The organism is Tenuifilum sp. (assembly GCF_037481895.1).
GTDB lineage: Bacteria > Bacteroidota > Bacteroidia > Bacteroidales > Tenuifilaceae > Tenuifilum > Tenuifilum osseticum.
In genome coordinates, this window is the sequence record NZ_JBBFKU010000004.1 from 53,725 (window position 1) to 79,189 (window position 25,465).

The following is a 25,465-nucleotide window of genomic DNA, read 5'->3' on the forward strand; positions in this document are numbered from 1 at the left end:
TACTTATGTCGAGCGAGAGCAAAGTTAAAGTGGTAACCACCCATGTGCTTCAGGAAATGAAGGTCAGGGGTGAAAAAATAGCAATGCTGACAGGATACGACTATTCAATGGCCCGGATACTCGATGCCGCTGGAATTGACGTATTGCTGGTAGGCGACTCTGCTTCGAATGTAATGGCAGGCCATATATCAACACTCCCTATCACCCTTGACCAGATGATTTACCATGCCAGTTCAGTGGTACGTGGAGTAAAACGTGCATTGGTTGTTGTTGATATGCCCTTTGGAACCTACCAGGGCAACTCCAAATTAGCATTACGTTCGGCCATTCGAATTATGAAGGAGAGCGGAGCCGATGCCGTTAAGCTCGAGGGTGGCTCGGAGATTATTGACTCCGTGGAGCGAATCCTGTCTGCAGGGATACCGGTTATGGGGCATCTAGGGCTTACCCCACAGTCAATCCATAAGTTTGGAACTTACGTTGTAAGGGCACGCGAGGAAGCTGAGGCCAAGAAACTAGTTGAAGATGCACATTTGCTGGAAAGAACAGGCTGTTTTGCCATTGTGCTTGAAAAAATTCCCGCCGCATTAGGAAAACAGGTTGCCTCGGAGCTGAAAATACCCGTAATTGGAATTGGTGCTGGCAGTGGAGTTGATGGTCAAGTGCTGGTTACCCACGATATGCTTGGTATTAATCAGGAGTTCTCGCCACGCTTTCTCAGGCGGTACCACAACCTTTACGCTGAAATGCTTGGAGCATTTCAAGCCTATATTAGCGATGTGAAATCGCTCGATTTTCCAAATGAACGTGAGCAATACTAATACTGAAGATGATAAATTTTTCAAGCGACAGAATCCTTTACGAGGATAACCATTTTTTAGCGGTAAATAAGAACTGTGGTGAGATTGTGCAGGCCGACAAAACCGGCGATGAATCGTTGGTTGAAACGGTAAAGCGGTTTATTAAAGAGCGCGACAGTAAGCCAGGTCGCGTATTCCTGGAAGTAACCCACCGGATTGATAGGCCTGTGAGTGGAGTAGTGCTTTTTGCAAAAACCAGCAAAGGGTTAAGCCGTATCAATAATCTTTTTCAGGAAGGGAAAATCACCAAAAAGTATTGGGCTATTGTAAAGAACCAACCCCCTGTTGAATCGCAAACCCTTGTTCATTACCTTTTGCGCGATAACAAAAAAAATAAATCGTTTGTATATCACCGTGAGGTACACGGCTCAAAAATTGCCAAACTTAAGTATGAGCTTGTTGGTAGAACTGAAAATTACTACCTGTTAGTAATAGATTTGATTACCGGTAGGCATCACCAAATACGTGCTCAACTCTCGAAAATTGGATGTCCAATTCGAGGCGATTTAAAATATGGCTATCCCCGTTCTAACCCCGATGGCGGTATCGATCTGCATTCAAGGGTTTTTGCATTTACCCATCCAATTTCTGGGGAGGAAATAAAAATTGTAGCTCCTCCTCCCAAAGAAAAGCTATGGAATGAGTTTTTGTTGTTAGGCTTGGAGTAGTTTTAGCTATGAATAGGATTTTAGCTGCATTGTTTTTTATCCTTACAGGGAATCTATCAGTATTTGCCCAAAACAAGATTTCGCGCGAGGAATACATTAGCATGTATTCGCATATTGCCGTTAATAATATGAAGCAGTTTGGCGTACCTGCAAGTATTACTCTAGCCCAGGCCATGCTGGAAAGCGATAATGGGAATAGCACATTGGCCGTAAAGGCCAATAACCACTTTGGGATAAAGTGCCATAAGGACTGGACTGGTGCAACCATTTACCACGATGACGACCGAAAAGGGGAGTGCTTTAGAAAGTACAAAAATCCGGAGCAATCGTTTAACGACCATAGTCTTTTTCTCAGAGGCGGAAAGCGCTATGCTTTCCTATTCGATTTAACCCCAACCGATTATAAGGCATGGGCCCATGGGCTCAAGAAAGCAGGTTATGCTACAAATCCAAAGTATGCAGAGCTACTTATTAAGATAATTGAGGACAATGAGCTTTACCGATTCGATCAGGGAATTACCGTTGCCATTAAGCCACCCAAACCGGTTGTAACCGATTGGGATAATTACGAAATTGACCTTTACAAAACTCGGCCTGTTTTTACCCGAAACAGGGTAAAATATATTGTTGCCAAGGATGGCGACACTTTTGAATCGTTAGCTAGGGAGTTAGATTTAATGCCCTGGCAGCTTTACAGGTACAACGATTTGACTCGCGATTCAGTGATTCGCCCTGGGCAGGAACTATACATACAGCCCAAACGATGGAAAGCAGATAGGTCGAATCCGGTTCATACAGCGGAAGAGGGCGAAACCATGTATAAAATTTCGCAGATGTACGGTGTTAAGTTAAAGTCACTTTACCGGAAAAATAGAATGAAACCGGGCGATGAACCAGAGGTGGGTCAGCTAATTTACTTGAGGAAACGTAAACCTTTATAGTACTTCAATAAACTCAGCATTCTGCCATCCCCTTAGGAACTCTTCAATTCCCATGGCTTTTTTACCTGCCTGCTGAACAGTTTTTAGTGCAATTGCACCCTGTGAACAAAAAACATGGAGGTGTGTTTTTCCATCGGTTTTCACCGTTCCAGGCCTTTGTGATTGAGCCAGGTCAAGTTTTTCCGCATGGTAAATCTTTATAGGTATAATTGTTTCAACATTGTTTCTTTTGGTTTTAAGTTCGGTCCATGCAGCAGGGTATGGACTAAGCCCCCTTATATGGTTGAAAACTTTTTGGGATGGGTTGTTCCAGTCAACACGACAGGTTTCCTTAAAAATTTTTGGGGCTGGTTTTAGCTCTCCACTTACCTTGATTTGGTTTTGAGGAATTGGATTGATGTTACCAGCAGTAAGCATGTTTATTGTTTCAACAACAAGTCCTGCCCCCTGATACATTAGCCTATCGTGGAGTTCGCCGGCGGTTTCGGTTTCGCCTATGGGTACACTCTTTTGAAGAAGGATATTACCAGTATCAATCTGTTCATCAAGTAAAAAAGTGGTAATTCCGGTTTCCTTTTCACCATTTATGATTGCCCAATTAATGGGTGCAGCGCCCCTGTACTGGGGTAAGAGCGAAGCATGAAGGTTAAAGGTTCCTAAACGAGGAATTTGCCAAACATCCCTTGGTAACATTCTAAAGGCAACAACAACGGCAATATCGGGATTTATCTCTTTCAGTGTTTGAATGAACTGCGGATCCTTGAGCTTTTCTGGCTGAAGTACGGGAATATGGTTTTGTTCGGCAAATACCTTAACCGGTGAAGGCTGAAGTTTTAAACCTCGGCCTGCGGGTTTATCAGGAACAGTGACTACCGCTGACACGTTGTACCCTGCTTCAATAATCGCCCTCAGTGGTTCAACGGCAAACTCGGGCGTGCCCATGTATACAATGCGGGGTGATTCCTTTGCTGGCATTGGGTTTTAGTCCTTTTTGGGGTTGAAAAGGTTGATGTGTCCCATGCGTTCGTGTTTAGTCTTTAGGTAAAATTCGTTGTAAGGATTTGGTGGTATTACTAAAGGAATATTTTCAACTACGTGTAAACCATACCCCTCAAGCCCACTCATCTTTTTAGGGTTGTTGGTAATAAGCCGCATGTTTTTTACACCAACTTCGCGTAAAATACTTGCTCCCACACCATAGTCGCGCTCATCGGGCTGGAATCCAAGTTCCACGTTGGCATCAACTGTATCCATCCCTTCCTCTTGGAGCTTATACGCATGTATCTTATTGAAAAGGCCTATGCCACGCCCTTCCTGATTAAGGTAAACCAGCACCCCTTTACCTGCATTGTCAATCATCTTCATGGCCTCATGGAGCTGAGGGCCGCAATCGCAACGGTACGAGCCAAAAATGTCGCCGGTAACACACGATGAGTGTACGCGAACCAGAACGGGCTCATCGGGTTCCCATTCGCCTTTAATCAGGGCAACATGCTCAAGCCCATTCGACTTCTGGCGGAAAGGTATTAGTGCAAAATCGCCAAACTCCGTAGGGAGTTTAACCCTAACACCTTTCTCAACAATACTTTCAAACTTCAGCCTATAGCTAATAAGGTCCTTTATGGTAACAATTTTCAGGTTGAATTCCTGGGCAACCTTTACAAGTTGGGGAAGGCGTGCCATGGTGCCATCGTCGTTCATTATTTCAACCAATACACCACCGGGGGTTAGGCCGGCAAGCTGTGTAAGGTCAATGGCTGCCTCGGTATGGCCTGGGCGACGTAAAACGCCCTTTTCTTTGGCACGCAGTGGGAATATATGACCCGGTCGGGCAAGGTCTTCCGGTTTAGTAGTGGGGTCAACAAGCGCCTTTATGGTTTTGGCTCTATCGGCTGCCGATATACCAGTTGTACATCCGTTTCCAATAAGGTCAACCGATACGGTAAAGGCTGTATGGTGCAGGGCGGTGTTACGGCCTACCATGAGCTCAAGTTCCAGCTCGTCGCAGCGCTTTTCGGGCAGTGATGCACAAATTAGCCCACGCCCATACTTAGCCATAAAGTTAATTATTTCAGGTGTGATTAGCTCAGCAGCAGCAATGAAATCGCCCTCGTTCTCCCTATCCTCATCGTCAACCACTATTATTACTCTTCCATTACGAAGCTCTTCAATTGCCTCTTCGATGGTATTTAGTTTAATCTCGTCGTTGTTTGCCATTGTGCTGCCAATAAAATGATTAAAAAGGATGACGCAAAATTAGTATTTTGAAAGGAAAAATATCTTGCTAAATGTCAGCTTTTCGGTTTGCCTTTTCCCAAATATGTGTTTGTTTGCCAGTTAAGAAAATAATTAATCCTTTAAGCATGGTAATATTCATCATAAAACCATAGTATGGGAAGGTCACCATGGGGTGCACATTGCTGCGATTCCGGAAAAGGTATCCTATGGCTACTAAAAGGTAAATAAAAGTAATAGTAAGCATGGAAACTAAGTAGATAATGGAACTATCTGGATATAATAATAGAATGGCAACATTTAAGAACGGAGCACCAACAATTGCAGGAGGTACCAAAACCCATCGCAAAAGTTTATGTGAAAAAAACTTAAAAGCCACTTCGGTATTTTTAAATGGATTAAGTAGATAGGCATGCCTTCCGAGTGCTTGAAAGCACCCAGCAGCTATTCTTACCTTCCGTTTTTTCTCATCCTCTACCGTGAGGGAGCCAGTTTCCGAGGCTACTGCTCCATTATCGTATTTAACCTTATATCCCTGTTTAATAATACTTGCCGATATTTCAAAGTCGTCGAGTATAGTGTTTATTGGTATGGGGCTAAATAGATTAGTTCGAATAGCATATAGTTCACCTGTGCCTGAAAGTGTTGAACCTGAGCAACTTTCTGCCATTTTTACAAACGATTCAAATCTCCAGTATAATCCTTCACCTTTCGATGCTAAGGCATCGGAGTGGCTCCACAATATTTTTTTCTGGCCTGCAACGCAACCCACTTCAGGGTTTTCCAGATGCTTAATCAAATCGATTATTGAGTTTTGGGATAGAAATGTATTGGCATCGGTGAATACAGTAAAAGGAGTTTTTACCAGTTTCATGGCATTGTTAATGGATTGGGCTTTTCCTAACCGTTCAGGGTTCGAAATGAACGTGATGCCGTTAAGGTTACTTAGCATTTCATGGGTGCTGTCGGTGCTTCCATCGTCAACCCAGAGCTGGAATAATTTTCCGGAAGGATAGTTCAGGGCTAGGGTGTTTTGATATTTTGCTAATATGTATTTTCCCTCGTTATGTGCGGCAATAACGATGGTCACTTCCGGAAGTTGACTAATATTGTCTTCAGGTGAATTGTTTTTTTTCCGTTTTACGCATAATATCCAAAGTACCAGTAAGTATATGCAGTATGTGTAAAGAACTATACCAATTGTTAGCCAGAAAAGAAAATGGAGCATCATCCCTCAAGTTGTTTGTAAAACTGGGTAAGCTTTTCGGCCAGCACAATAGCATCGAGGTTATTTTGAGCAAATTCCATGGCGTTATGCGCAATTTTCTTTCCTAGGTCGGGGTTGTAGATTAGCGTGCATACCGCTTTGGCAAATTCATCGGGCGAATCGGCTATGAGAATGTGCTCGTTGTGCTTGATATCAATACCCTTAACTGCCATACTTGTGGCAACAATGGCTCTTTGCAGGTACATGCCCTCAATAATTTTAATCCGAATTCCACTACCTGAGAGTAGAGGTACGACCATTATCGGGCATCTACTCAGAAAAGTTGATGAATTGGCTACCTGGCCATGAAAAATGATGTTGCGCTCGGTAATAAGTCTTTCTGCCAGTTCCTCTGAGGCGTTTCGTCCGGCAATATGAAACTCTATCTCAGGAATTTCCGATTGAATACGTGGCCAAACCCAGTTGATAAACCAATTTAAACCTTCTGTGTTTGGCAACCAATCCAATGCGCCTATGTAACATATTGATGGGAAGTCAACAGGCTCAATATCTTCTGCAACCTCTTCCTTTAAGTACCCAGCAGGGATAGTAATTGTTGGTTTATTAAAATTATTTTCCACAAACCATTGCCTGTCGGGCTCAGCTATGGCTACAAGGGCATCAACCTTACTTGAAATGTTCGATTCAACCCTGGCCAAACGTTTGGCAAGAATCCTAAAATAGAACCTTTTGAGCTTATTGGTCTCGTTTTCGGCAAGTTTTAGCCAAATATGATGCTCCACATTATGGCTCCTAAGCGAAAGGGTTCCCCTAAAATGACTGCGAATGGTACTAATGTATGGGTAAAGGTATAAGCCCTCAAGCTGAACAACATCAAAATACTCGTTCAAAAGAGTTTTTCTTATTAACCTTTTAAAGGGGGTACTTATGAATCGCTCAATGTTATAGGGGCGAAGCGAAAAAATGAAGTTGAGGATGTACCCTAAAAGGGTTGTTTTAATATTAACGTGTAGTATTTCAAAGTTAATAAGAGCTTTAATCTCATTTGGAATTATTTCCAGTGAGCTAGGATGCTTTTGGGTACTTAAGGTTAGTACGGTTACATTATTGCCAGCTTTGGCTAGCCCTAGGCACATATTAAGGGTTGCCAGTGTTCCTCCGTCAACACTGGGGTAGGGCGGTTTGTGTGATATAACGAGGATTCGCATTTAAAATTTATTCGGTTTTAGGCGATAATTCGGTATGCTTCTTTCTTGTCGTGCTAAAGCTAAACAGCTTTTTAAGCTTTTCAATGTAGAAATCTGCATTCATGATCACTGAATCGGTTGTTGCCTTGTATGAGAGGAATATCCCTAGGGGAAGAAGAATAAACGATGAAATCCACATGCCCATAAAGGGATTCCAGTAAAGCTCGCGAGCAAACTTTTCGCCGGTAATGTTTATGATGTAGTAGATAATGAAGAAAAGAACCGAAATCACAACAGGTGTACCCAAGCCTCCTTTCCTGATTATGGCCCCAAGTGGTGCGCCTATGAAAAAGAATACAAAGCATGCAAATGCAAGGGTGAATTTTCGGTGCCATTCAATCCTATGCCGGGCAATATACTTTTGTTTATAGAAAAATTCATCCTTTGACGATGAGACATAGCTCTTGGTTGAGCGGGCAAATTCCATGGCACGCTCCAGTGCCGAAATTTTTTCTACGGGAGGTAGTGTATTATAAAGGGAGTCAACATTCAAACTGCGTGTGACTTTCACATCGTTTTGGCGACGGCCCCAGTACGGATTTCGGAAGATACTGCTCCTGATTACATGTTGCGAGAATGATTCTATTTGGGTGTTAAATGCTTTGGAGAGTGAATCCTCCGTTTTTTCTAGCTGGGCAATATTTTGGGTTTGGTAGCTGTCCTTGAAAAAACTCTCATCGGCACGCTGAAGTTCAAAACCTTTTAGTTCAAATATGATTACTTCCTTTTCAAAAGTTTGCTTCTGGGCTGGGAGTTTTTCCTTATAGCTGTAACGGGGCTTACGATTATCCCTAACCTCCTTGTAGCTATTACCGCTATAGAGTGTGGCTACCAAAAACTTTTGATCGGCAGTGGGTTTCATGTAACCGGAATCGGCGTAGGTAACGGTAGTGTTTTCTTCGTCCTTACTGTGATCGTAAATAAGGATTCGGCGCATTAATCCGGTATTTGGGTCTTTGTCGCCTACTTTTATACTGTATCCTTCAATCAGGTTGGTAAAAACCCCTTCCTTTATTATAAGTTCTGGTTTTTGTTGTTTAACCGAGTAGAGCAGTGTTGATATTTTAAGGTTTGTGTAGGGCAGAACATTGTTTGAGAAAAAGAATGCGCCAACGCTAATAAAAATGGTAAGTACTATGAGTGGAGTAAGTATCCGGGGTAGTGAGATTCCTGCCGATTTCATGGCAAGCAGCTCATTATTCTCCCCAAGGTTGCCCATGGTCATAAGCGAGGCGAGTAGGGTTGCAAGTGGCAATGCCATGGGCAAAAGTCCTGCCGATGCGTATAAAAGAAGCTCTGCAATAACATCCCAGCTCAGCCCTTTCCCAACCAAATCGTCGATATACTTCCAGAGAAACTGCATGAGCAGCACGAACATTGTAATGAAAAATGTCATTACTAGCGGGCCAATATACGATTTCAGGATAAAACGATGAAGTGTTTTCACGGATTAAAAATTAAGGAAAAACATCACAAATGTAATGTTTTTCCTTGAAAGTGACAGATGCTTTTATATTTAGCTTATGCCCCAATCAGCCGTTTGAGTTCACCAATTTGGTAGTTCCAGAGAGAAACAACCTCATCGATATCCTCCTCCTCATTAACCTCTTCAATTACGGTAAGCGATACCTCGCCGGTGAGTTCATCTTTTGTAAGCTTAAAAGCAAAATGGTGGCCAGCCTCATTTTGCTCAGTAATCCATCTAAACTTAACAAACTTATTTTCCTTTTTATCAACCAATTCAGCTTTTTTGGTATCGCCGTCCCAGATGAAAGTGAACACATTCCCTGAAAGGTTTACATCGTTCGCAAACCATTCCGATAAACCATGGGGGGTGCTTAACCTTTTAAAAAGTACACCGGGAGAGGTGTTGACCTGATACTCAAGTTCAACCTTTTGATTAGTACTTACTGTTCCTTTCATACCTGAATGTTTTTAAATTTACGCTCTGCTCATACCAATTCTTGAACTTAGCATAAGCAATTTAAAAATAAAATGCAATACTTATGCCAATGTTTAGAAGGTATTTATTAACAATAGGTTGTTAATAAACAAAGAAATTGTTAGCCTATTTAAGAGGGCGCAATCCGTTGTGGCCAGGTACCTTGATGTTAAAGTAAGTGATAATATAACCTCTATGACTCCTATTGAACCGACGACCTTCCCGATGAAATCGGGACGCTCTGACCAACTGATCTACCTCGCCAATTAATATCTCAAAAAAGAACGTTTACATTCCTAACCAGCGACCTTCCCGAAGAGTTTGGGATGCTCTAATCAGTTGAGTTACCTCAAGGGGTAAAAAGAGATATTATGGGTAAAGGTTGAAAACAAAAAAGCCTACAAACGCTTTGTTTATGGGCTTTCCGGCTTTTTAGCGAGAGCCGGGATTGAACCGGCGACCTTCCCGATATAATCGGGACGCTCTAACCAACTGAGCTACCCTGAGGGGGAATAGGGTTATTATTGGTAAAGGATAAAAATAAAAAAGCCCGCAAACTCACTGTTTACGGGCTTTTCGGCTTTGTAGCGAGAGCCGGGATTGAACCGGCGACCTCATGATTATGAATCATGCGCTCTAACCAACTGAGCTACCTCGCCAACTAACTAATATTTCAAAAAAGAACGTTTACATTTCGAACCGGCGACCTTCCCGATAAAATCGGGACGCTCTAACCAACTGAACTACCTTGCCATCACTATTTCAAATTGCCACTTGCTTCAATATGCAGCATTCTAGCATGTTTCAGCAGGTAATGCAATTTTTTTTAGCACTGCAAAAATAAGTAAATTTTTTATTCGCAAAATAGTTTTAAGGTTATTTGCAATTTTTTCTGCAGGGCAGTTTAATTCAATGCCGTATTTCAAGCCAAAAGGGTTAACCGTTACATGACGGTTTCATCGGTTTGCTTGGCCTTTTTTTGCAATTTCTTAGCCTTCTTTTCCTTCTTTTTGCGACTTTTTATCTGCTTTTCAATCAGAATAACTGTAAAATATGCAATAGCACCAACTAGCCAGAGTGGCCAAAGTTTAACCAGAAGGATTAGGAACCAAAGAAAACCTTTCCATCCCCAATGGAATCCTTCTTTTACCCTTTGCCAGAACCCAGGCAGTTGCTCAGGGATATATTTGTATTCCAATTTCTGGTACAGATATAACGACACAGTGCTTAGGTTAACCTGATTGTCGATATACTTTAACCTGCCCTGAGCCGATTCAATTTCGGAACGGATTTCGGCCAACTTGTTCTCAATCTTCAGAATATCCTCAATTTTCTTTGCCTCGCGCAGATGTTTCCTGTAGGTTCTTTCAACTTCCTGCTTGTTCTCCAAGCGTGTTTTAACATCGATATACTCTTCGGTTACATCCTGGGTATAGATATTCTGGTAATCGACTCTTTTGGCAATAGTAGCAATATCGCTAAGTAGATGGTCAAAGTTTTGAGCCGGTACCCTAATGGTTATGCTGTTACTTTTTTGGGTATCGGTTTCTTGGAATGCTTCGTTAGTTACAAAGCCTTTATGCTTGGCCACAATTGAATCTACTTTTTGGCGCGATTTTAGGTAATCGGCTACCTCAATGCTAACATTGGCCGTTTTAATCACTTTTGGCTCAATATCAACCACAGCAACACTTTTTGCTACAGGAGCTGCAATATCATCAGCAACCGTTCCGGCAAAGGCATCACCCCGATTTGAACTAATCGATTCGAGATTTGCGTACTCATTTGACTTTTTTGTGTCACAGCCAATAACCGATATTACCAGCATTACCAGCAAAAGAAAAGGTACTCTTTTTTTCATAACATCTATTTTTTCGTTTTTACCACTATTGTTTCAGAACCAACCTGAACCTTGTCACCAGGTCTTATTTTTGCTCTCCGCCGGGTTTCAACTGTCCCGTTAAGCTTAACAAGACCTTCGTCTACAAGCTGGTGGGCTTCGCCACCGCTATAAACAAGGCGGCATGCCTTGAGTAGCTTATCCAGCTGAATATATTCCGTTTCAATATCAAACTCAATCATACTAATGTGTCAAATTTTTACCAAGTTAAGTAAAAAAGCTAAATTTCGATTCTATTTAACAATCTTTGTATTTGCAAAAAAATACCGATGGTAAAGACTGAAGATATTGTCAGTATTGCGCTAGATGTTGGTTTTCATGCTTGTGGGGTGAGCCGGGCCGTACGCTTGGATAATCTTGAAGGGGTATACTTCAAGTGGTTGCATAATCAGTACCATGCAACCATGGCCTACATGGAGCGGAATATTGACCTTAGGCTTGATCCTACCAGGTTGGTTCCAGGGGCGAAATCGGTGATAAGCGTTTTACTTTCATACAATACAGGCGATGTGCCTGTTAACATTCAATCCCCCCGAATTGCCCGTTATGCCTGCAGGGTTGATTACCATTCTCTGATGAAAAAAATGCTTTGGGAGATGTTGAACAGAATGCGGAAAAACTATGGTGAAATAAATGGACGAGCATTTGTTGATTCTGCCCCGGTAATGGAGCGTGAATGGGCAGTTCGTGCAGGGTTGGGATGGATCGGGAAGAACTCGAACCTTATTAACAGGAACTTAGGTTCCTATGTTTTTATTGGGGAACTTATTGTTGATATTGAAATTGAGCCAACCATTCACCTGGAGCGGAATGGGTGTGGCTCTTGTACCCGATGCATGGATGCCTGCCCCAATAATGCTATAGTTGCCCCGGGTACTGTAGATGCGCGGAAGTGCATATCGTACTTAACTATTGAACGTAAACAGGCGATTGCCGATAATGAGGTGAGCAACCTAAAAGGGTGGTGTTTTGGCTGCGACATCTGTCAGGAGGTTTGCCCATGGAACAGCAAGGCTGTGCGGGTTAATGGAGTTGATCAGGAAACCCATATTTTTAGTGGGATTAAAGCTGCCGAACTTGCAAGTCTGAGCGAGAGTGAATTTACTCATAAATTTGACAATACTCCGCTTTTACGCGCAGGATATGAAAAGATTAAGGGAGCAATAAAGTTAATTGGTAGGGCAAAAGGATAGAAAAACTGCCGGAGGTTTCCGGCAGTTCTGATTGTTTAGTATCGGTAATGTTCGGGTTTGTATGGTCCTTCGGGTTTTACACCAATGTACTCCGCTTGTTTTGGGCTCAACTGGGTAAGCTTAACGCCAATTTGCTCAAGGTGCAAGCGAGCAACTTCCTCGTCGAGGTGTTTGGGAAGTCGGTACACATCAACAGGTAGGTTTTTAGTCCAGAGCTCAATTTGTGCAAGGGTTTGGTTGGAGAAGCTGTTGCTCATCACAAAGCTGGGATGGCCTGTGGCGCAGCCAAGGTTAACCAGTCGGCCTTCGGCCAGGATAAAAATGGAGTGGCCATCGGGGAATGTGTACTGATCCACCTGTGGCTTAATATTGATGCGCTTAACATCCTTTTGGGAGTTGAGCCTATCCATTTGAATCTCGTTGTCAAAATGACCGATATTGCAAACAATGGCTTGATCCTTCATACGTTGCATGTGTTCAAGGGTAATAACATCGCAGTTGCCGGTGGCGGTAACGTAGATATTCCCCTCATCGAGAGTGTCCTCAACGGTTTTCACCTCAAAACCTTCCATGGCAGCCTGAAGGGCGCATATGGGATCAATTTCAGTTACTATCACACGGGCGCCGTAGGAGCGCATGCTGTGTGCACAACCCTTTCCCACATCGCCGTAACCGCATACCACAACCACCTTACCGGCAATCATAACATCGGTTGCCCGCTTAATGCCATCGGCAAGCGATTCGCGGCATCCATAAAGGTTGTCGAACTTACTCTTGGTAACCGAGTCGTTAACATTTATGGCAGGTATAAGTAACTCTTTACGCTCAAGCATTTGGTAAAGGCGATGAACCCCGGTAGTAGTTTCTTCCGAAACACCTTTAAGTTCCTTCACCAGGTTATGCCACTTGTTAGGCTCTTTAGCCAAAATATCTTTGAGTAGTGAGAGTATAACTTTTTCTTCGTGCGACGACGGCACTCTATCGAGGAATGACTTGTCGTTCTCGGCTTTGTAACCCCAATGCACAAGGAGTGTAGCATCGCCACCATCGTCAACAATGAGGTTTGGGCCTTTACCTTCGGGGAACGAAAGAGCCTGCGCGGTACACCACCAGTACTCTTCAAGGGTTTCTCCTTTCCATGCAAATACAGGTATGCCTGCGGCTGCTATGGCTGCTGCAGCATGATCCTGAGTTGAGAAAATGTTGCAGCTTGCCCAACGAACCTGTGCTCCCAGTTCTACAAGGGTTTCAATAAGTACAGCGGTTTGTATGGTCATGTGGAGCGAACCGGTAATACGTGCCCCTTTAAGGGGCTTGTGAGGACCGTACTTCTTACGAAGCGACATTAGTCCCGGCATTTCCTTTTCGGCAATAGTGATTTCTTTCCTTCCCCATTCTGCCAATGCGATATCCTTAACCTTGTAGGGTAAGGTAGCCTGAATTACTTGTTCCATTAATATTGATTTTATTGGTTATTATTCCTTTCGGGCCGTAAAGTTAGGAATAAGTTTTGATAACGTTCAAATTTTTCGTTCTTTAAGGCTTCCAGGGCATTCTGTTTATCAATAACAAGTTGCTCTTTCAAGTGTTCAACGGAGGCAAAACGTTTTTCGTCCCTTAACCGGGCGACAAGGGCAACCTCAATGCCTGAATTGTAAAGGTCTTCCTCAAAATCGAAAATGTTTACTTCAATGGTTTGCTTGTTGTCAGTTCCAACTGTTGGTCTAAAACCGATGTTAAGCATTCCCTTGTAAATGGTGTCGTTGGCGTTAACAACCACGGCATATACCCCTTCCTTGGGAATAAGTTTAAGTGGATCGTTAGGACGAATGTTGGCAGTGGGGAAACCGATTCTTCGTCCAAGCTGATTGCCGGATTGAACAGCACCGGTTATAAGGTATGGGTAACCCAGCATCTGGTTTGCCAGTTCAAGGTTTCCAGTTAGGAGCGCTTCGCGTATCTTTGTGGAGCTAACATCAATTCCTTCAATTCTTTGCGAGGGGATCACTTTCACGGTAAAACCCATTTCGCCGGAAAGTTTATTCAAAAGGTCTGAATCTCCTGATCCACCTTTTCCAAAGCGATGATCGACACCAATTACAAAATGCTTAACCTTATATTCGTAAACCAGCAATTTGATGAAATCGGTGGCATCCAAATTGAAAAAATCCCGGGAAAATTCCTGAACAATAAAATAGTCTATTCCAAACTTGGCAATTATTTTAGCTTTCTCGTTAAGTGTGTTAAGGAAACGAAGTTTCTCAGGATCTTTATGGAGGACAAGTCTGGGGTGTGGCCAGAAAGTTAGCACAGCCGATTCCAAACCCATGATTTCAGCATCGTGAGCTACTGTTTGGATTAGCTCGCGGTGTCCAAGGTGAACGCCATCAAAAAAGCCTAAGGTAAGTGCTAATTCCTTACGGCGCGTTTGATTTGGACGTTGAATAATAATCATGTTAGACTTGTGCTTACTCACATGCTAATTTGCAAAAATTTATTGTTTCAAAGTAATATTATTGTTCACGATATTTTTCTTGTTGACCAAAGTATCAAATGTATTGACGAACCGACGTAGACTTTTGGTAAGGGGAAAAGGCTTGCATTAACCTTTTCCCCAATGCGGTTTTTCCATTATATCCATCGAACCAAGCAAAAATCCATGCGGTGGGGCAGTAGTGGATTTTTTGGGAATATTCTAATACCACACTCAAACGCACCGGGTTCGACGGGGATCAGTTTTAACCGGAAAGTAGCTCTTGAGCCTTCAATTCCGGCAAGTTCAAATTCATGAACACGCTTAACGGTTACTTGTTGGTTCTCAATAAGGTCGGCAACCACAAGCTCTACCCCTATTTCATCGGGGGCAAGTGATCCCAAATCGAGAACAACTTCAGCCTCATACTCATTACCCAGTAATATGGGTTCACGGTTCATGTCAAACTGTTTAACCCGTATCACTTCAATCTCGTCCCAGCTACGAGTAATGCGGCGTTTCCATGCGGAAATCTGTTTGGCTTCCTCAAAATCGTTCTCGGATAGCTCATTAAACCTATAGTAAAGCTTGTTGTAAAACCGGTTTTGGTAGTCGTTTATCATTCTAAGAGTTGTAAAGTTCGATGCCACTTGGGTCATGGACTTTTTGATAAACGAAATCCACTTTTGAGGGACATCGTCGGCGGTGCGCTCATAGAATGCGGGTACAACCTCATTCTCAAGTATGGTATAGATGAGTTCAGCATCGAGTTCGTCCTGGAACTCCTCTTGGGGGTATGTGGGTTCCATTGGTAGTGCCCAACCGGCATTCTCGCGGTAGCCTTCAACCCACCATCCATCCATAACGCTGAAGTGAAGCACTCCATTCATTACGGCTTTTTGACCGCTGGTTCCTGAAGCTTCCATGGGACGGGTGGGGGTGTTAAGCCAAACATCAACACCTTGTACCATTCGTCGGGCCAGTTCCATATCGTAGTTTTGCAGGAAGATTATTCTGCCAAGGAAACGTGGTTGCTTGGATATTTCAATAATCTTCTTGATTAAATCCTGGCCGGCTTTATCGTGTGGGTGGGCTTTACCAGCAAAAAAGATTTGAACAGGTCGTTGGGGGTTGTTGACTAGTTCCGCTAACCTGTCCTGATCCTTAAATAGCAACCATGCCCTTTTGTAGGTGGCAAATCGGCGGGCAAAACCTAGGGTAAGTATCTTGTCGTTCAGCTTTTCTTGTATCTCAATAACCTGACGTGGGCTTTCAAACCTAACCAGGTTCGGATTATTTAACCGCTTGTTAATTAGTTTGATAAGGCGTTTCCTTAGTTTATTCCGAATATCCCATATCTTATTATCGGGCAAGTTTTCAATAGCGTTCCAGTTAGGAAGTGTGTAGCCCAATTCAGAGCTGTCAGAGCTATCTTCCAGTATTGCTTTCCATTCACGGGCAGTCCATGTAGGGAAGTGAACCCCGTTAGTTACATAGCTTATATGAAGTTCATTGGGGAAGTAGCAGGGCCACATGCCGGCAAACATTTTTCGGCTAACCTCACCATGGAGCCAGCTAACCCCGTTAACTTCTTGCGAAAGCTTTATAGCCAAATGGCTCATTGAAAAGCGTTCGGTTGTGTCACCAGGACTCATTCGGCCTAAATCCATGAATTGATCCCAGCTTATTTTTAACCTTTCAGGGTAATGAGCCATGTAGGTTCGGACTAATTCTTCAGGGAAGGCATCGTGGCCGGCAGGGACAGGGGTGTGGGTAGTGAAAAGGCTCGATGCTCTAACAAGTTCCAAAGCTTCAGGAAACGATAGTTTTTCCTCTACGATGTAACGGCGTAAACGTTCCAGCCCGATAAATGCGGCATGACCCTCGTTTATATGGTAAATATCGGGGGTAATTCCTAATTCGTTCAAGGCTCGTATGCCGGCTATGCCAAGAATCATTTCCTGTTTAAACCGGTTCTCCAGGTCGCCACCGTAAAGGTGGTGAGTGATAGTACGGTCAAGGGGTTGGTTATCCTCAAAGTCAGTATCCAAGAGGTAAAGGTCGGTTCTGCCCACTTCAACTTTCCAAATTCGGGCGTAAACATCGCGTCCGGGGAATGCCACCTTAACAGTGATCCACTTGCCGTTTTCGTTACGCACAGGAGTAGCAACACTCTGGGTAAAGTTTTGCTGATCGTAAACAGCAACCTGTTGGCCCGATGCTGAAAGGTTTTGAGTGAAATATCCATACCGGTATAAAAGTCCGATACCAACCATATCAACATTGCGATCCGAAGCTTCTTTCAGGTAGTCGCCAGCCAACACACCCAGGCCTCCCGAGTAAAGTTTAAGGGAGCTATGTAAGCCAAACTCCATGCTGAAGTATGCAATTCGGGGACCTTTCCGTTCATAGCGTTTCATCATGTAAGAGGTAAACCTCAGGTAAACCGATTGGAGTTTATCCACAAACGCTGTGTCGTTCTCAAGTTCCTGAAAGCGGGGTAAACTTATCCTTTCGAGAAACTGAATGGGGTTATGCTCGCACTGATCCCAAAGGTCCTTGTCAATGGATTCAAATATTTCCTTTGAGTCAGTATTCCATGACCACCAAAGGTTACGTGAAATCTCATCGAGGGGTTTTAGCTTTTCGGGCAAACGTTTTTGGATTATCAACCTAACCCAGTTGGGTTGATACTGTTTGAATTTCCGTTCAACTGTAGGCAATACCTCTTGCCGTTCAACCTCCATGTACATTTGCGTGCGGTCGCCAACTACCTTAAGGGCTTTGTCGTATGCTTGGAAGTAATAATCAATAAAGTTTTCCCAAAGGGCAACCCGCGATATCTCGTCGGCATTATGGGCAAGATTCAGCTTCTTATTGTTGTCGAGTTTTATATTGTAATCGATGGTTAATGCAATTTGCTCAACCACTTCGGGGTCGTTATCGTCGGTACGGTGAATTATTCTTATGGCATCCTTGGGGTTATTGTAATGCTTATTAATCCAATCGCCAAAACCCGCCAGGGTTGTTGTGATTGTAGGAACTCTAAAGGCTAAACTTTCAAGTGGAGTATAACCCCAAGGTTCATAGTACGATGGGAAAACAGTGATATCCATACCAATAAGTAAGTCGTAGTATGGTTTGTTAAATATTCCATCGTTTCCGTTGAGGTAACATGGAACCCAGAATACTTTAACCTTATCAGTTGAAGCATTGTTTAGCCCGAGTGCTCGGATTCGTTTAAGTATTATCTCGGATTCCGGGTCGTTTAGGTAGTGCGTAACGTGTGTATCATCAAGAATGATGTAGCTATCGCTTTCCTTGGCATCGCGTAGGTTATGGAATACATCCTTCCTAGGGCCGTGGTGTCCTGCGGGAATTAATAGGAATGCAAGCACCTCTTTTTCAAGGTTATTTTCACGATTTAGCTTTGCTAGCGCTTCCAGGAAAACATCAATACCTTTATTCTTGAACTCGTAGCGGCCGCTAATGCCAATTACTAAGCTATCCTTTGCCACATCGTGCGAGAGCATAGCCTCGGCAACTTCGTAAAACTTAATCTTTCCTTCAAGCTTCCTAAGTTTAAATTCCTCTTCGGGTTTAGGAATAAAGGAGCCATCGAAGCCGTTTGGGGTGATAAGATCAACCTCATTACCAAGAAAATACTTGCATTCCTGAGCTGTAATTTCGCTTACTGTGGTAAAGCAGTCAGCTTCCTTGGCAGCAATCGATTCAAGGGAGTGCTTGGCAACAACATTAAATTCTTTGGCTTTATGATCGGTGTTATACTTGTCAATATTACTGTAAAGCGGAATACCGTTGCCCGCAATGCTGCGGCCCAAAACTGTAGCGTGGGTGGTAAATACCGTTCCTATTTGGGGCATGTTTTGCTTCAGGTATAGCAATCCGGTTCCAGTCATCCACTCATGGAATTGGGCTACTACCCTGTGTCGGAGGCTAAGGTTGAAGTTTGTGAAACTCTCAATAACCCTCCCGGCAGCGTAACCAAAAAGCGCTGGTTCAATGTAGTCCCACTGTCCGGTAATGGAATCGAGTTTAAAACGTTCCCAAAGCAGTTTAAAAATCTCATCCTTGTGTGATATTAACCCTGAAAAGTTCACCAGTATTGCAACGGGTTTACAGGGAATATTCCATCGTCCCACTCTCACTGAAATCCCTTCGGATAAAGCTTGGTTTCTCCAAGCTTTAAAGAGATTTGGATCCTCAATAAACTCGAAGTTATGTTCGGTATCCTTAATTATGTCGGGCCCAATGGTTATGTAGTTATTTTTAAGTTCATTCTCCAGCAACGAAGCCTTAGTGGAAACAACAGTGTGGATTCCACCTACCTTGTTACAAACCTCCCAGCTTACCTCAAATATGTAGTCGGGCTTCAGTAATTTTTCCTTCATACACTGAACCTTTATTTAGTTTTACTTTTTCCAGTCGTTTTTTTCGAGGCCGAAGTCTCTTTCTTTTCCTTTACTGCTTTTGTTTTAGCCGCTGATGCTTTACCCTTAGCCGAGGTTGGCTTAGCCTTTGGGGTTGATGCCTTAACTTTCTTATCTTTTTCGTCAGGCTCTACCTCCTTTGTTTTAGCAATGGTTTTGCTCGGTTTAGAGCTAGCCTTTGCAGTTTTTTCTGTAGTTTTTTTTGCAGCAGTTTTGGCTGCAGTTCCCTTTTTGGTGGATCTGGACTTAGCAGTTTCTTTAGCAGATGATTTAACCTTGGTGGTTTTTAGCTTGGATTGTAACTCATTAATTTTTTCCTGATACATCTCAATGAGCTTAACGGCCTGCTCAGGATCCTCAACCTTTTCAATTTCTGCTGGTTCCTCAATTAGCTTACTTTTAAGCCTGATGGTAAAGTCGCTAAGAACATTCATAAAGTTGATAAACGCCTCGTAGGGGGTGTCGTAGGGGTTAAAGTATTTATGAACGTCGCCATCGCTAAACCATTTTGTGCACATGTAGTAGAAGTGGTCGCTGGTTTGCAGGTAAAGCCAGTCGCGTTTGATGTTAGGGTCGTCAATTTTTTCAACCATATCGGCAAGGTTGTAAAGCTCATTAAAGGCGCTATCCTGTAACTCGTTACCAAGCCATGCCGTAAGGTCACGTTCCTCATCGGCCCACGAGATAGGATGTGGCACGTGAAGTAATGCTACGGGTTGATGTTTTTGGGCAGCCTCCGAGGGGGTAAGAAATTCAAAGTTGGTATTGGCAAAAACCCTACCGGGTAAAGCACGCATAAAGTCGAAAATACCAGTTTCAGCCCACTGGTGCTCACCAAAGGTTTCGTAATCCATGAAAAGGTTTACAATTTCCTCATTTGGGTTGATATTATTCAACCAGTGCACGTACTTTTCGGTTGTAAGTGGCCATTCACTCCAGTCGCGGTTGGAGAACCTAAAGGCAATATCATCGCTTAGCCTAAAGTTCTTTAGTAGTAATCGTAGTTTTGGGTTGATGGCATTGGAGTAAACAAAGTTTGAGCTCTTCCAACCCAGGATGTGTTTAGCTCCCTCGGTTAGCATGGTGTTGAAACCCAGGTCGGCGACCATTGCACCTATCTCATCGGAATATATGAGCTCTGTATTACGGAAACTTTTGGGCTTATACCCAATAAGATTTTCAACCTTAGCCATTTGCGCCTTTACCTGGCGAGTAAACTCCTCCCTGCTTTTTAAGGCCGATAGGGAGTGCGAGTATGTTTCAGCCAAAAACTCAACACTTCCGGTTTTGGCCAACTTCTGGAATGTTTCAAGCACATCGGGAGCATACATCTCAAACTGGTCGAGCGCAGTACCAGAAATGGAGTAGGATATTTTAAACCTTGAACCGTATTCTTTTATGAGGTCCAGCATCAGCTTGTTGGTAGGAAGGTAGCATTTCTCGGCAACCTTTCGCATTATCGACCTATTGGCAAACTCGTCAAAGTAATTATGGTTTTTTCCGATATCGAAAAAGCGATACCTACGCAACCTGAAAGGTTGATGAACCTGGAAGTAAAAGCAAATGGTCTTCATAGTATTCCAATTTACCTGTTAGCTAGTTTGTTGTATATTTCAATAATCTTGGTGGCTGCACCATCCCACTTAAGGCTGTTAACCTCCTCCTGTCCGTATTTGATAAAGAAGTTTGAAAGGGCTTCATAGTGGAGTAGCCCGTAAATACTGTCGGCAAGGGCATCGATATCCCAAAAATCGACCTTAATGGCATACTTAAGCACCTCGGCAACACCCGATTGTTTGGATATAATAACCGGAACGCTTGAGCGCATGGCCTCAAGCGGGCTTATCCCAAATGGTTCCGATACCGATGGCATAACATAAACGTCCGATAGTTGAAACATCTGGTTTACCTCGTTTCCCTTGAGGAAGCCCGTAAAGTGAAACCTTGGGGCAATGCCAAGTTGCGCAACACGCCTAATCATTCGGTTAAGCATATCGCCGCTGCCAGCCATAACAAACCTAACATTTTGGGTGCGTTTGAGCACCTTGTTGGCCGCCTCCACAAAGTAGTCGGGGCCTTTCTGGAAAGTAACCCTTCCTAGGAATGTAACCACTTTCTCATCAACCCCTCGCTCAAATTCTTGCTCAATATCGCCCTTAAAATGAACGGCGTTATGAACAGTTACCACCTTATGTTCGGGAATACCGTAACGGTTTATCACGATGTTTCGGGTTAGGTTGCTCACGGTAACAACCATGTCAGCAACTTCCATGCCTCGGCGCTCAATATCGTAAACCGCTTGATTTACATTCTCGCCACTACGGTCGAATTCGGTTGCGTGAACGTGAACAACCAAGGGTTTTCCCGATACCATTTTGGCTGCAATGCCAGCAGGGTAGGTAAGCCAGTCGTGAGCATGAATTACATCAAACGTTTCCCGCCAAGCCACCGATGCAGCAGTAATAGCGTAGCGGGTAACCTCGGTCATTAGGTTAGGGCCGTACTTTCCTGAGAACTTAAATTTTCTTTTAAATGTGTTTATGTTGTACTCAACGCTCTCGTTCTCAGCGTACTCAACAATTTTACTAAATTCCTCAGGATCAACATAGGGAACTATATTTGAACTGATCTCCAGGTATTTAATATGTTTCCAGAACTCTTCAAGGTTTTTGGATGAGTGCGACACCTCTATATCTTCGGCGCTAACAAGGCGGACCCTACGCTGGTCTTCATCGCCATAAGCTTTGGGCACAACAAAAATAATTTCAGTGCCCTGTTTAGCCAATGCCCGGGTAAGTCCATAGCAAGCGGTTCCTAAACCTCCGGTAATGTGAGGGGGAAACTCCCAACCGAACATCAGAACTCTCATATTATTTACCCTTTCCTGATTTATGTTTTTCAACCATTTGATATATTCTTGTAAGTTCAGCAACGCTCCATGCCTGCGAAATGCAGCCGTTTGGACGTTGAGGTGGATCGCCATCGTAAACCTCGGAAATGGTGCAAATACCGTGAATATTAATATCTTCCTGGAACGATTCAAGAATATTTTCAGCCACATTAATGGCGTGTTCGGGGTTAAGGCGGAAATGAGCCTCAACATAGGCTCCTAAAAGCCATGGCCATGCCGTACCCTGATGGTAGGCTGAGTCGCGTGTGGGTTGGTCGCCCTCGTATCTCCCCTTATAATGCGGATTGTTTGGCGAGAGTGTACGTAGTCCCTTGGGTGTATATAGTTCCTTATCGACAATTTTAAGCACACTTGGCATTTTATCTTCATCGAGTGGTGTGTATGGCAACGAAATGGCAAAGATTTGATTCGGCCTAATATCGGTATTAGGGCCTTCCTCATCAACATAATCGGCCAAGTAGCCCTTTTCGGCTAGCCAGAAAAGATTGTTGAACGATGCTTTTGCCCTTTCGGCAATAGGTAGCCATTCCTTTACAAAACGGTAATCCTTGTTCTTGGTGGCAAGGTCAATGGTAAACATTATGGCGTTGTACCATAAGGCATTGATTTCAACCGGATAGCCAATTCGGGGTGTGACGGGTTTGCCATAAACCACGGCATCCATCCATGTAAGGGCATAACCCCGCTCTCCTGCCCAAATAAGCCCGTTGTCGTGCATCTTAATATTAAAGGGTAATCCATCCCTGAATCCTTTGAGGATGGTTTTCATCTTCTTGGCATAATCGTGCCATACCTCCTTGTGGTCGTTTGTATATAGGTAGTATTGCTGAATAGCCCAGAAATACCAAAGGGGCGCATCAACCGAGTTAAAGGCCTGCGATGTGGCATTTCCCATGTTGGGGAAAAGTCCATTCTTGAGCTTTGCGCTAAGCGAGTCCAGCAGTGTTTTGCACATTTTTGGGTCGTCAATTCCTAATGTTAGTCCCGGCAGCGATATAAATGAATCGCGTCCCCAGCTTCCAAACCATGGGTAACCAGCAATTATATCCCAGTTTTTTCCTTTATGAACAATAAACTGTCGGGCAGAGTTTTCCATGCAAGCTTTGTAGCTATCCTTGGCAGGGCGCCGGAGTATTTCCGCATTAAACTTTTTAAGTAAGGTCGAGGGCGTTTGCTCCTCGGTGGCGGCTGAAAAGATTACGCTTTCGCCTTTTTTTATTGGAATCTCGAAGTAGCCTGGAACAAAAAGGTCCTCGTACCCCTCGTATCCACGTTTCAGCTCCTCCATGTACTCAATGTTGTAGTACCAATCAGGGCAAGCTACAAATTCGTTTTTCTTGTTCAGCTGGAGGTGTAGCGTAGGGAACCCTGTGTATAGCTTATACTTAACCCCATTGGCACATGGTTGAAATTTTGTGTTAGCCCACATATTGGCCTTTGAAACATTATGTACATTGCGGAAGGCAAGAAAAGGTTTAATTCGCAGGTGTGTTGAACTATGCGCATCGACCAAGGTGTAGCGAATCATGAACTGCTCCTCGTTGTGCACAAACAGCAGCTCTTTCTTGAAGATTACGCCACCAACCCGGTAGGTTAGGGTAGGTGTTGGCTCGTAGGTAAAATCGATTATGTATTTATGGCCACGAGGCTCGTAAATGCCGGGGTAACGATGAATACCCAGGTTAAACGTTTGTCCGTGCTGTATTACGGTTTCGTCAACGCACGAAAGCAAAACGTGATTTTCACCATCAAACTCATCAATTGGTAAAATCATCAAGCCATGGTACTTGCGTGTATTGCAAAGAATAATTGTTGTGCTGAAATATCCACCTGCACGGTTTGTGCTCAGAATTTCCCGGTTTAGCGAGTACTCCAGGTTAACCAGCTGCTCTTTGTCAAATGAAAGGTATTTCATGGCTCAAAAATTTTTAATTATACTTTAAACTTTCAATACTTTCCTTTAACTATGGGTTGTCATATTAAACATGACATAACATAAGTAAAATGCGGTTGGCAGTTGCTTTTAGTATAGCTATAAGCATATTTACTGCTACAGCCATCCCATTATTTTTTGTAAAAAATCTCGTTACAAGTTAGCAAAAAAAGATGACTTATGCCCAATTTTGGTTTAGCTTTTTGTTAATTTTGGAAGTTGATTTTTAATAGTTGTCAGATATAATTCGTTTGCGATGCCCATAAATTTTTTTTCAAAAAAAATCATCGTTCTTCTTCAGGTTTCGATTTTGGTTTTTATTGCTACGGCATGCTCAAACCATTACGATAGGATTGAAATTACAATTAAAGCCCCCCAATGGACAGAGGGTTGGGTTTACTTTAGGGTGCCAGATTTTGGAAGCAGTTTTGCCGACTCACTGTTGCTTAACTCTAAAGGTGAAGGGAAAATATCTTTTAACACCAAAGAACCTCAAGTAGTAGCTATTACAACGGATAAAAAGGATTACCCGTTGATAGTATCGGCAAAGCCGGGTGAAAAAATAACACTTACCTATAGTAATGGTTGGCAAGCCGATGGTTCGCCCGAAACGATTCAGGTAATCAATTTTCAGAATAATATTAATAAGGTTTCGCAGATACTAAAGAATTTTCAGGCAAAAATTGATGCCATTGATAGTACTGAAATCTTGGTAAAAGATTCGCTCATTAAGGTTTACACTCAGTTAAAGGATTCGTTGAGAAATGGCTTACAGAACGAAGTATACATGTTTGTGGCATCTAATCCCTTTGAGCTAACATCTGTTTTCGTTGTAAATGCAACATTAGATTCAGAGCAACTATTACCCTACACCAGCAATTCCAAACTTTATAGGAAGGTTGATAGCTGCTTAACCTTGCTTTACCCTAAAAAACAAGTAGTTTTCGATTACAAGAAAACCATTGAATACCATAGGCTTAACGATAGTATTTCGCAAATTGAAAATTCATTAAGGCCGGGCATGGTTTTACCACCCCTTCAGTTCCAAACATTTGACGGGAAATATATTACCATTCCGGGAATCTGGGCAAAATGGATTCTGCTCTGTTTCTGGGATAAAGAATCAATAGGCAATAGCAAAAACTTAAAAAATCTTTACTCCACCTACAAACCTTTGGGTTTTGAAGTGGTGAGTTTTGGAGTAAAAATTGATTCATTAATGTTGGACAACCTTGCTAAGTCCGATAACCTGGGTTGGTATCAGGTTTCACTAAACGACACCTACAGCATCAACAAACTTCAGCTATATGGAATAGCACGCTTACCCGGCAGTTTACTTATCGATAAATCGGGGAAAGTGATTGCAAAACATTTAACCGTAAATGCTTTAGGCTTAAAGCTCGATTCCTTGACTAGAGTACTCAAGCCAAAACCTGTGCTAAGGCCAAGAATTGATTCCGTTATAACAAATCCCCCCCAGTAA

The 25,465-nt window shown here is 43.1% G+C and carries 18 protein-coding genes, 1 tRNA gene and 1 pseudogene; 5 read left to right on the plus strand and 15 right to left on the minus strand.

Features of this window, described 5'->3' with window-relative positions; genetic code table 11:
* Positions 1-5: 5 nt before the first annotated feature.
* From panB to WHS63_RS02125, 3 genes are read left to right on the plus strand one after another with little or no spacing between them, the layout of a single operon-like run.
* Positions 6-821, plus strand: a complete 816-nt coding sequence (gene panB / locus WHS63_RS02115; RefSeq protein ID WP_445199672.1) for a 3-methyl-2-oxobutanoate hydroxymethyltransferase — start codon at positions 6-8, stop codon at positions 819-821.
* Positions 822-829: 8 nt separating this feature from the next.
* Positions 830-1,528, plus strand: a complete 699-nt coding sequence (locus WHS63_RS02120) for an RluA family pseudouridine synthase (RefSeq protein ID WP_445203679.1) — start codon at positions 830-832, stop codon at positions 1,526-1,528.
* An 8-nt stretch (positions 1,529-1,536) separates the two neighbouring features.
* Complete coding sequence (locus WHS63_RS02125) at positions 1,537-2,469, plus strand: glucosaminidase domain-containing protein (RefSeq protein WP_445203680.1); 933 nt, start codon at positions 1,537-1,539, stop codon at positions 2,467-2,469.
* Here the strand turns inward: WHS63_RS02125 and fmt are convergent.
* From fmt to WHS63_RS02170, 9 genes are all read right to left on the minus strand, one after another.
* Complete coding sequence (gene fmt / locus WHS63_RS02130) at positions 2,464-3,444, minus strand: methionyl-tRNA formyltransferase (RefSeq protein ID WP_445203681.1); 981 nt, start codon at positions 3,442-3,444, stop codon at positions 2,464-2,466. The genes WHS63_RS02125 and fmt overlap by 6 nt on opposite strands.
* 6 nt (positions 3,445-3,450) lie before the next feature.
* Positions 3,451-4,686, minus strand: a complete 1,236-nt coding sequence (locus WHS63_RS02135) for a bifunctional 3,4-dihydroxy-2-butanone-4-phosphate synthase/GTP cyclohydrolase II (protein WP_445203682.1) — start codon at positions 4,684-4,686, stop codon at positions 3,451-3,453.
* A gap of 67 nt (positions 4,687-4,753) precedes the next feature.
* Entirely contained in the window at positions 4,754-5,935 is a 1,182-nt protein-coding gene (locus WHS63_RS02140) for a glycosyltransferase family 2 protein (RefSeq protein ID WP_445203683.1), read from the minus strand.
* Positions 5,932-7,140, minus strand: a complete 1,209-nt coding sequence (locus WHS63_RS02145; protein ID WP_445203684.1) for a glycosyltransferase family 4 protein — start codon at positions 7,138-7,140, stop codon at positions 5,932-5,934. The genes WHS63_RS02140 and WHS63_RS02145 overlap by 4 nt, the downstream gene beginning before the upstream one ends.
* 7 nt (positions 7,141-7,147) lie before the next feature.
* Entirely contained in the window at positions 7,148-8,626 is a 1,479-nt protein-coding gene (locus WHS63_RS02150; protein WP_445203685.1) for an LptF/LptG family permease, read from the minus strand.
* Between the two features lie 74 nt (positions 8,627-8,700).
* A complete protein-coding gene (locus tag WHS63_RS02155) occupies positions 8,701-9,102 on the minus strand; it encodes an START-like domain-containing protein (RefSeq protein WP_445199664.1) in 402 nt (133 codons plus the stop codon).
* Positions 9,103-9,706: 604 nt separating this feature from the next.
* A tRNA-Met gene (locus tag WHS63_RS02160) sits at positions 9,707-9,780 on the minus strand.
* Between the two features lie 284 nt (positions 9,781-10,064).
* Positions 10,065-10,982 (minus strand): DUF4349 domain-containing protein, encoded by a 918-nt coding sequence (locus tag WHS63_RS02165; RefSeq protein ID WP_445203686.1) that lies wholly within the window; start codon positions 10,980-10,982, stop codon positions 10,065-10,067.
* Between the two features lie 5 nt (positions 10,983-10,987).
* Positions 10,988-11,203 (minus strand): RNA-binding S4 domain-containing protein, encoded by a 216-nt coding sequence (locus tag WHS63_RS02170; protein ID WP_369490394.1) that lies wholly within the window; start codon positions 11,201-11,203, stop codon positions 10,988-10,990.
* 87 nt (positions 11,204-11,290) lie between these two features.
* Between WHS63_RS02170 and queG the strand changes: the two genes are divergently transcribed.
* Entirely contained in the window at positions 11,291-12,214 is a 924-nt protein-coding gene (gene queG / locus WHS63_RS02175; protein WP_445203687.1) for a tRNA epoxyqueuosine(34) reductase QueG, read from the plus strand.
* A 35-nt stretch (positions 12,215-12,249) separates the two neighbouring features.
* On the opposite strand, the gene ahcY is transcribed toward queG, so the two are convergent.
* The 6 genes and pseudogenes from ahcY to WHS63_RS02205 all read right to left on the minus strand — a co-directional run bounded on the left by ahcY (position 12,250) and on the right by WHS63_RS02205 (position 23,964).
* Positions 12,250-13,668 carry an adenosylhomocysteinase gene (gene ahcY, locus WHS63_RS02180; RefSeq protein WP_445199631.1) on the minus strand — a complete coding sequence of 473 codons (1,419 nt, stop codon included), beginning with the start codon at positions 13,666-13,668 and terminating at the stop codon, positions 12,250-12,252.
* Positions 13,669-13,679: 11 nt separating this feature from the next.
* Positions 13,680-14,690: a bifunctional riboflavin kinase/FAD synthetase gene (locus WHS63_RS02185; protein ID WP_445203688.1), complete on the minus strand. Its 1,011-nt coding sequence runs from the start codon at positions 14,688-14,690 to the stop codon at positions 13,680-13,682.
* Between the two features lie 155 nt (positions 14,691-14,845).
* A complete protein-coding gene (gene glgP, locus WHS63_RS02190) occupies positions 14,846-19,099 on the minus strand; it encodes an alpha-glucan family phosphorylase (RefSeq protein ID WP_445203689.1) in 4,254 nt (1,417 codons plus the stop codon).
* Positions 19,100-19,509: 410 nt separating this feature from the next.
* Positions 19,510-20,712 (minus strand): annotated as a pseudogene (locus WHS63_RS02195) (glycoside hydrolase family 57 protein); the annotation flags it as partial.
* 11 nt (positions 20,713-20,723) lie between these two features.
* Positions 20,724-22,007 (minus strand): glycosyltransferase family 4 protein, encoded by a 1,284-nt coding sequence (locus WHS63_RS02200; protein WP_445203690.1) that lies wholly within the window; start codon positions 22,005-22,007, stop codon positions 20,724-20,726.
* Position 22,008: 1 nt separating this feature from the next.
* Entirely contained in the window at positions 22,009-23,964 is a 1,956-nt protein-coding gene (locus WHS63_RS02205) for an amylo-alpha-1,6-glucosidase (RefSeq protein ID WP_445203691.1), read from the minus strand.
* A gap of 274 nt (positions 23,965-24,238) precedes the next feature.
* On the opposite strand from WHS63_RS02205, the gene WHS63_RS02210 reads away from it, so the two are divergent.
* Entirely contained in the window at positions 24,239-25,465 is a 1,227-nt protein-coding gene (locus WHS63_RS02210) for a peroxiredoxin family protein (protein ID WP_445203692.1), read from the plus strand.

Excerpts from the sequence above, each read along its gene's own strand:
- panB (WP_445199672.1), top strand. The coding sequence starts at position 6 with ATGTCGAGCGAGAGCAAAGTTAAAGTGGTAACCACCCATGTGCTTCAG.
- WHS63_RS02120 (WP_445203679.1), top strand. The coding sequence starts at position 830 with ATGATAAATTTTTCAAGCGACAGAATCCTTTACGAGGATAACCATTTT.
- WHS63_RS02125 (WP_445203680.1), top strand. The coding sequence starts at position 1,537 with ATGAATAGGATTTTAGCTGCATTGTTTTTTATCCTTACAGGGAATCTA.
- fmt (WP_445203681.1), bottom strand. The coding sequence starts at position 3,444 with ATGCCAGCAAAGGAATCACCCCGCATTGTATACATGGGCACGCCCGAG.
- WHS63_RS02135 (WP_445203682.1), bottom strand. The coding sequence starts at position 4,686 with ATGGCAAACAACGACGAGATTAAACTAAATACCATCGAAGAGGCAATT.
- WHS63_RS02140 (WP_445203683.1), bottom strand. The coding sequence starts at position 5,935 with ATGATGCTCCATTTTCTTTTCTGGCTAACAATTGGTATAGTTCTTTAC.
- WHS63_RS02145 (WP_445203684.1), bottom strand. The coding sequence starts at position 7,140 with ATGCGAATCCTCGTTATATCACACAAACCGCCCTACCCCAGTGTTGAC.
- WHS63_RS02155 (WP_445199664.1), bottom strand. The coding sequence starts at position 9,102 with ATGAAAGGAACAGTAAGTACTAATCAAAAGGTTGAACTTGAGTATCAG.
- WHS63_RS02165 (WP_445203686.1), bottom strand. The coding sequence starts at position 10,982 with ATGAAAAAAAGAGTACCTTTTCTTTTGCTGGTAATGCTGGTAATATCG.
- WHS63_RS02170 (WP_369490394.1), bottom strand. The coding sequence starts at position 11,203 with ATGATTGAGTTTGATATTGAAACGGAATATATTCAGCTGGATAAGCTA.
- queG (WP_445203687.1), top strand. The coding sequence starts at position 11,291 with ATGGTAAAGACTGAAGATATTGTCAGTATTGCGCTAGATGTTGGTTTT.
- ahcY (WP_445199631.1), bottom strand. The coding sequence starts at position 13,668 with ATGGAACAAGTAATTCAGGCTACCTTACCCTACAAGGTTAAGGATATC.
- glgP (WP_445203689.1), bottom strand. The coding sequence starts at position 19,099 with ATGAAGGAAAAATTACTGAAGCCCGACTACATATTTGAGGTAAGCTGG.
- WHS63_RS02200 (WP_445203690.1), bottom strand. The coding sequence starts at position 22,007 with ATGAGAGTTCTGATGTTCGGTTGGGAGTTTCCCCCTCACATTACCGGA.
- WHS63_RS02205 (WP_445203691.1), bottom strand. The coding sequence starts at position 23,964 with ATGAAATACCTTTCATTTGACAAAGAGCAGCTGGTTAACCTGGAGTAC.
- WHS63_RS02210 (WP_445203692.1), top strand. The coding sequence starts at position 24,239 with ATGCCCATAAATTTTTTTTCAAAAAAAATCATCGTTCTTCTTCAGGTT.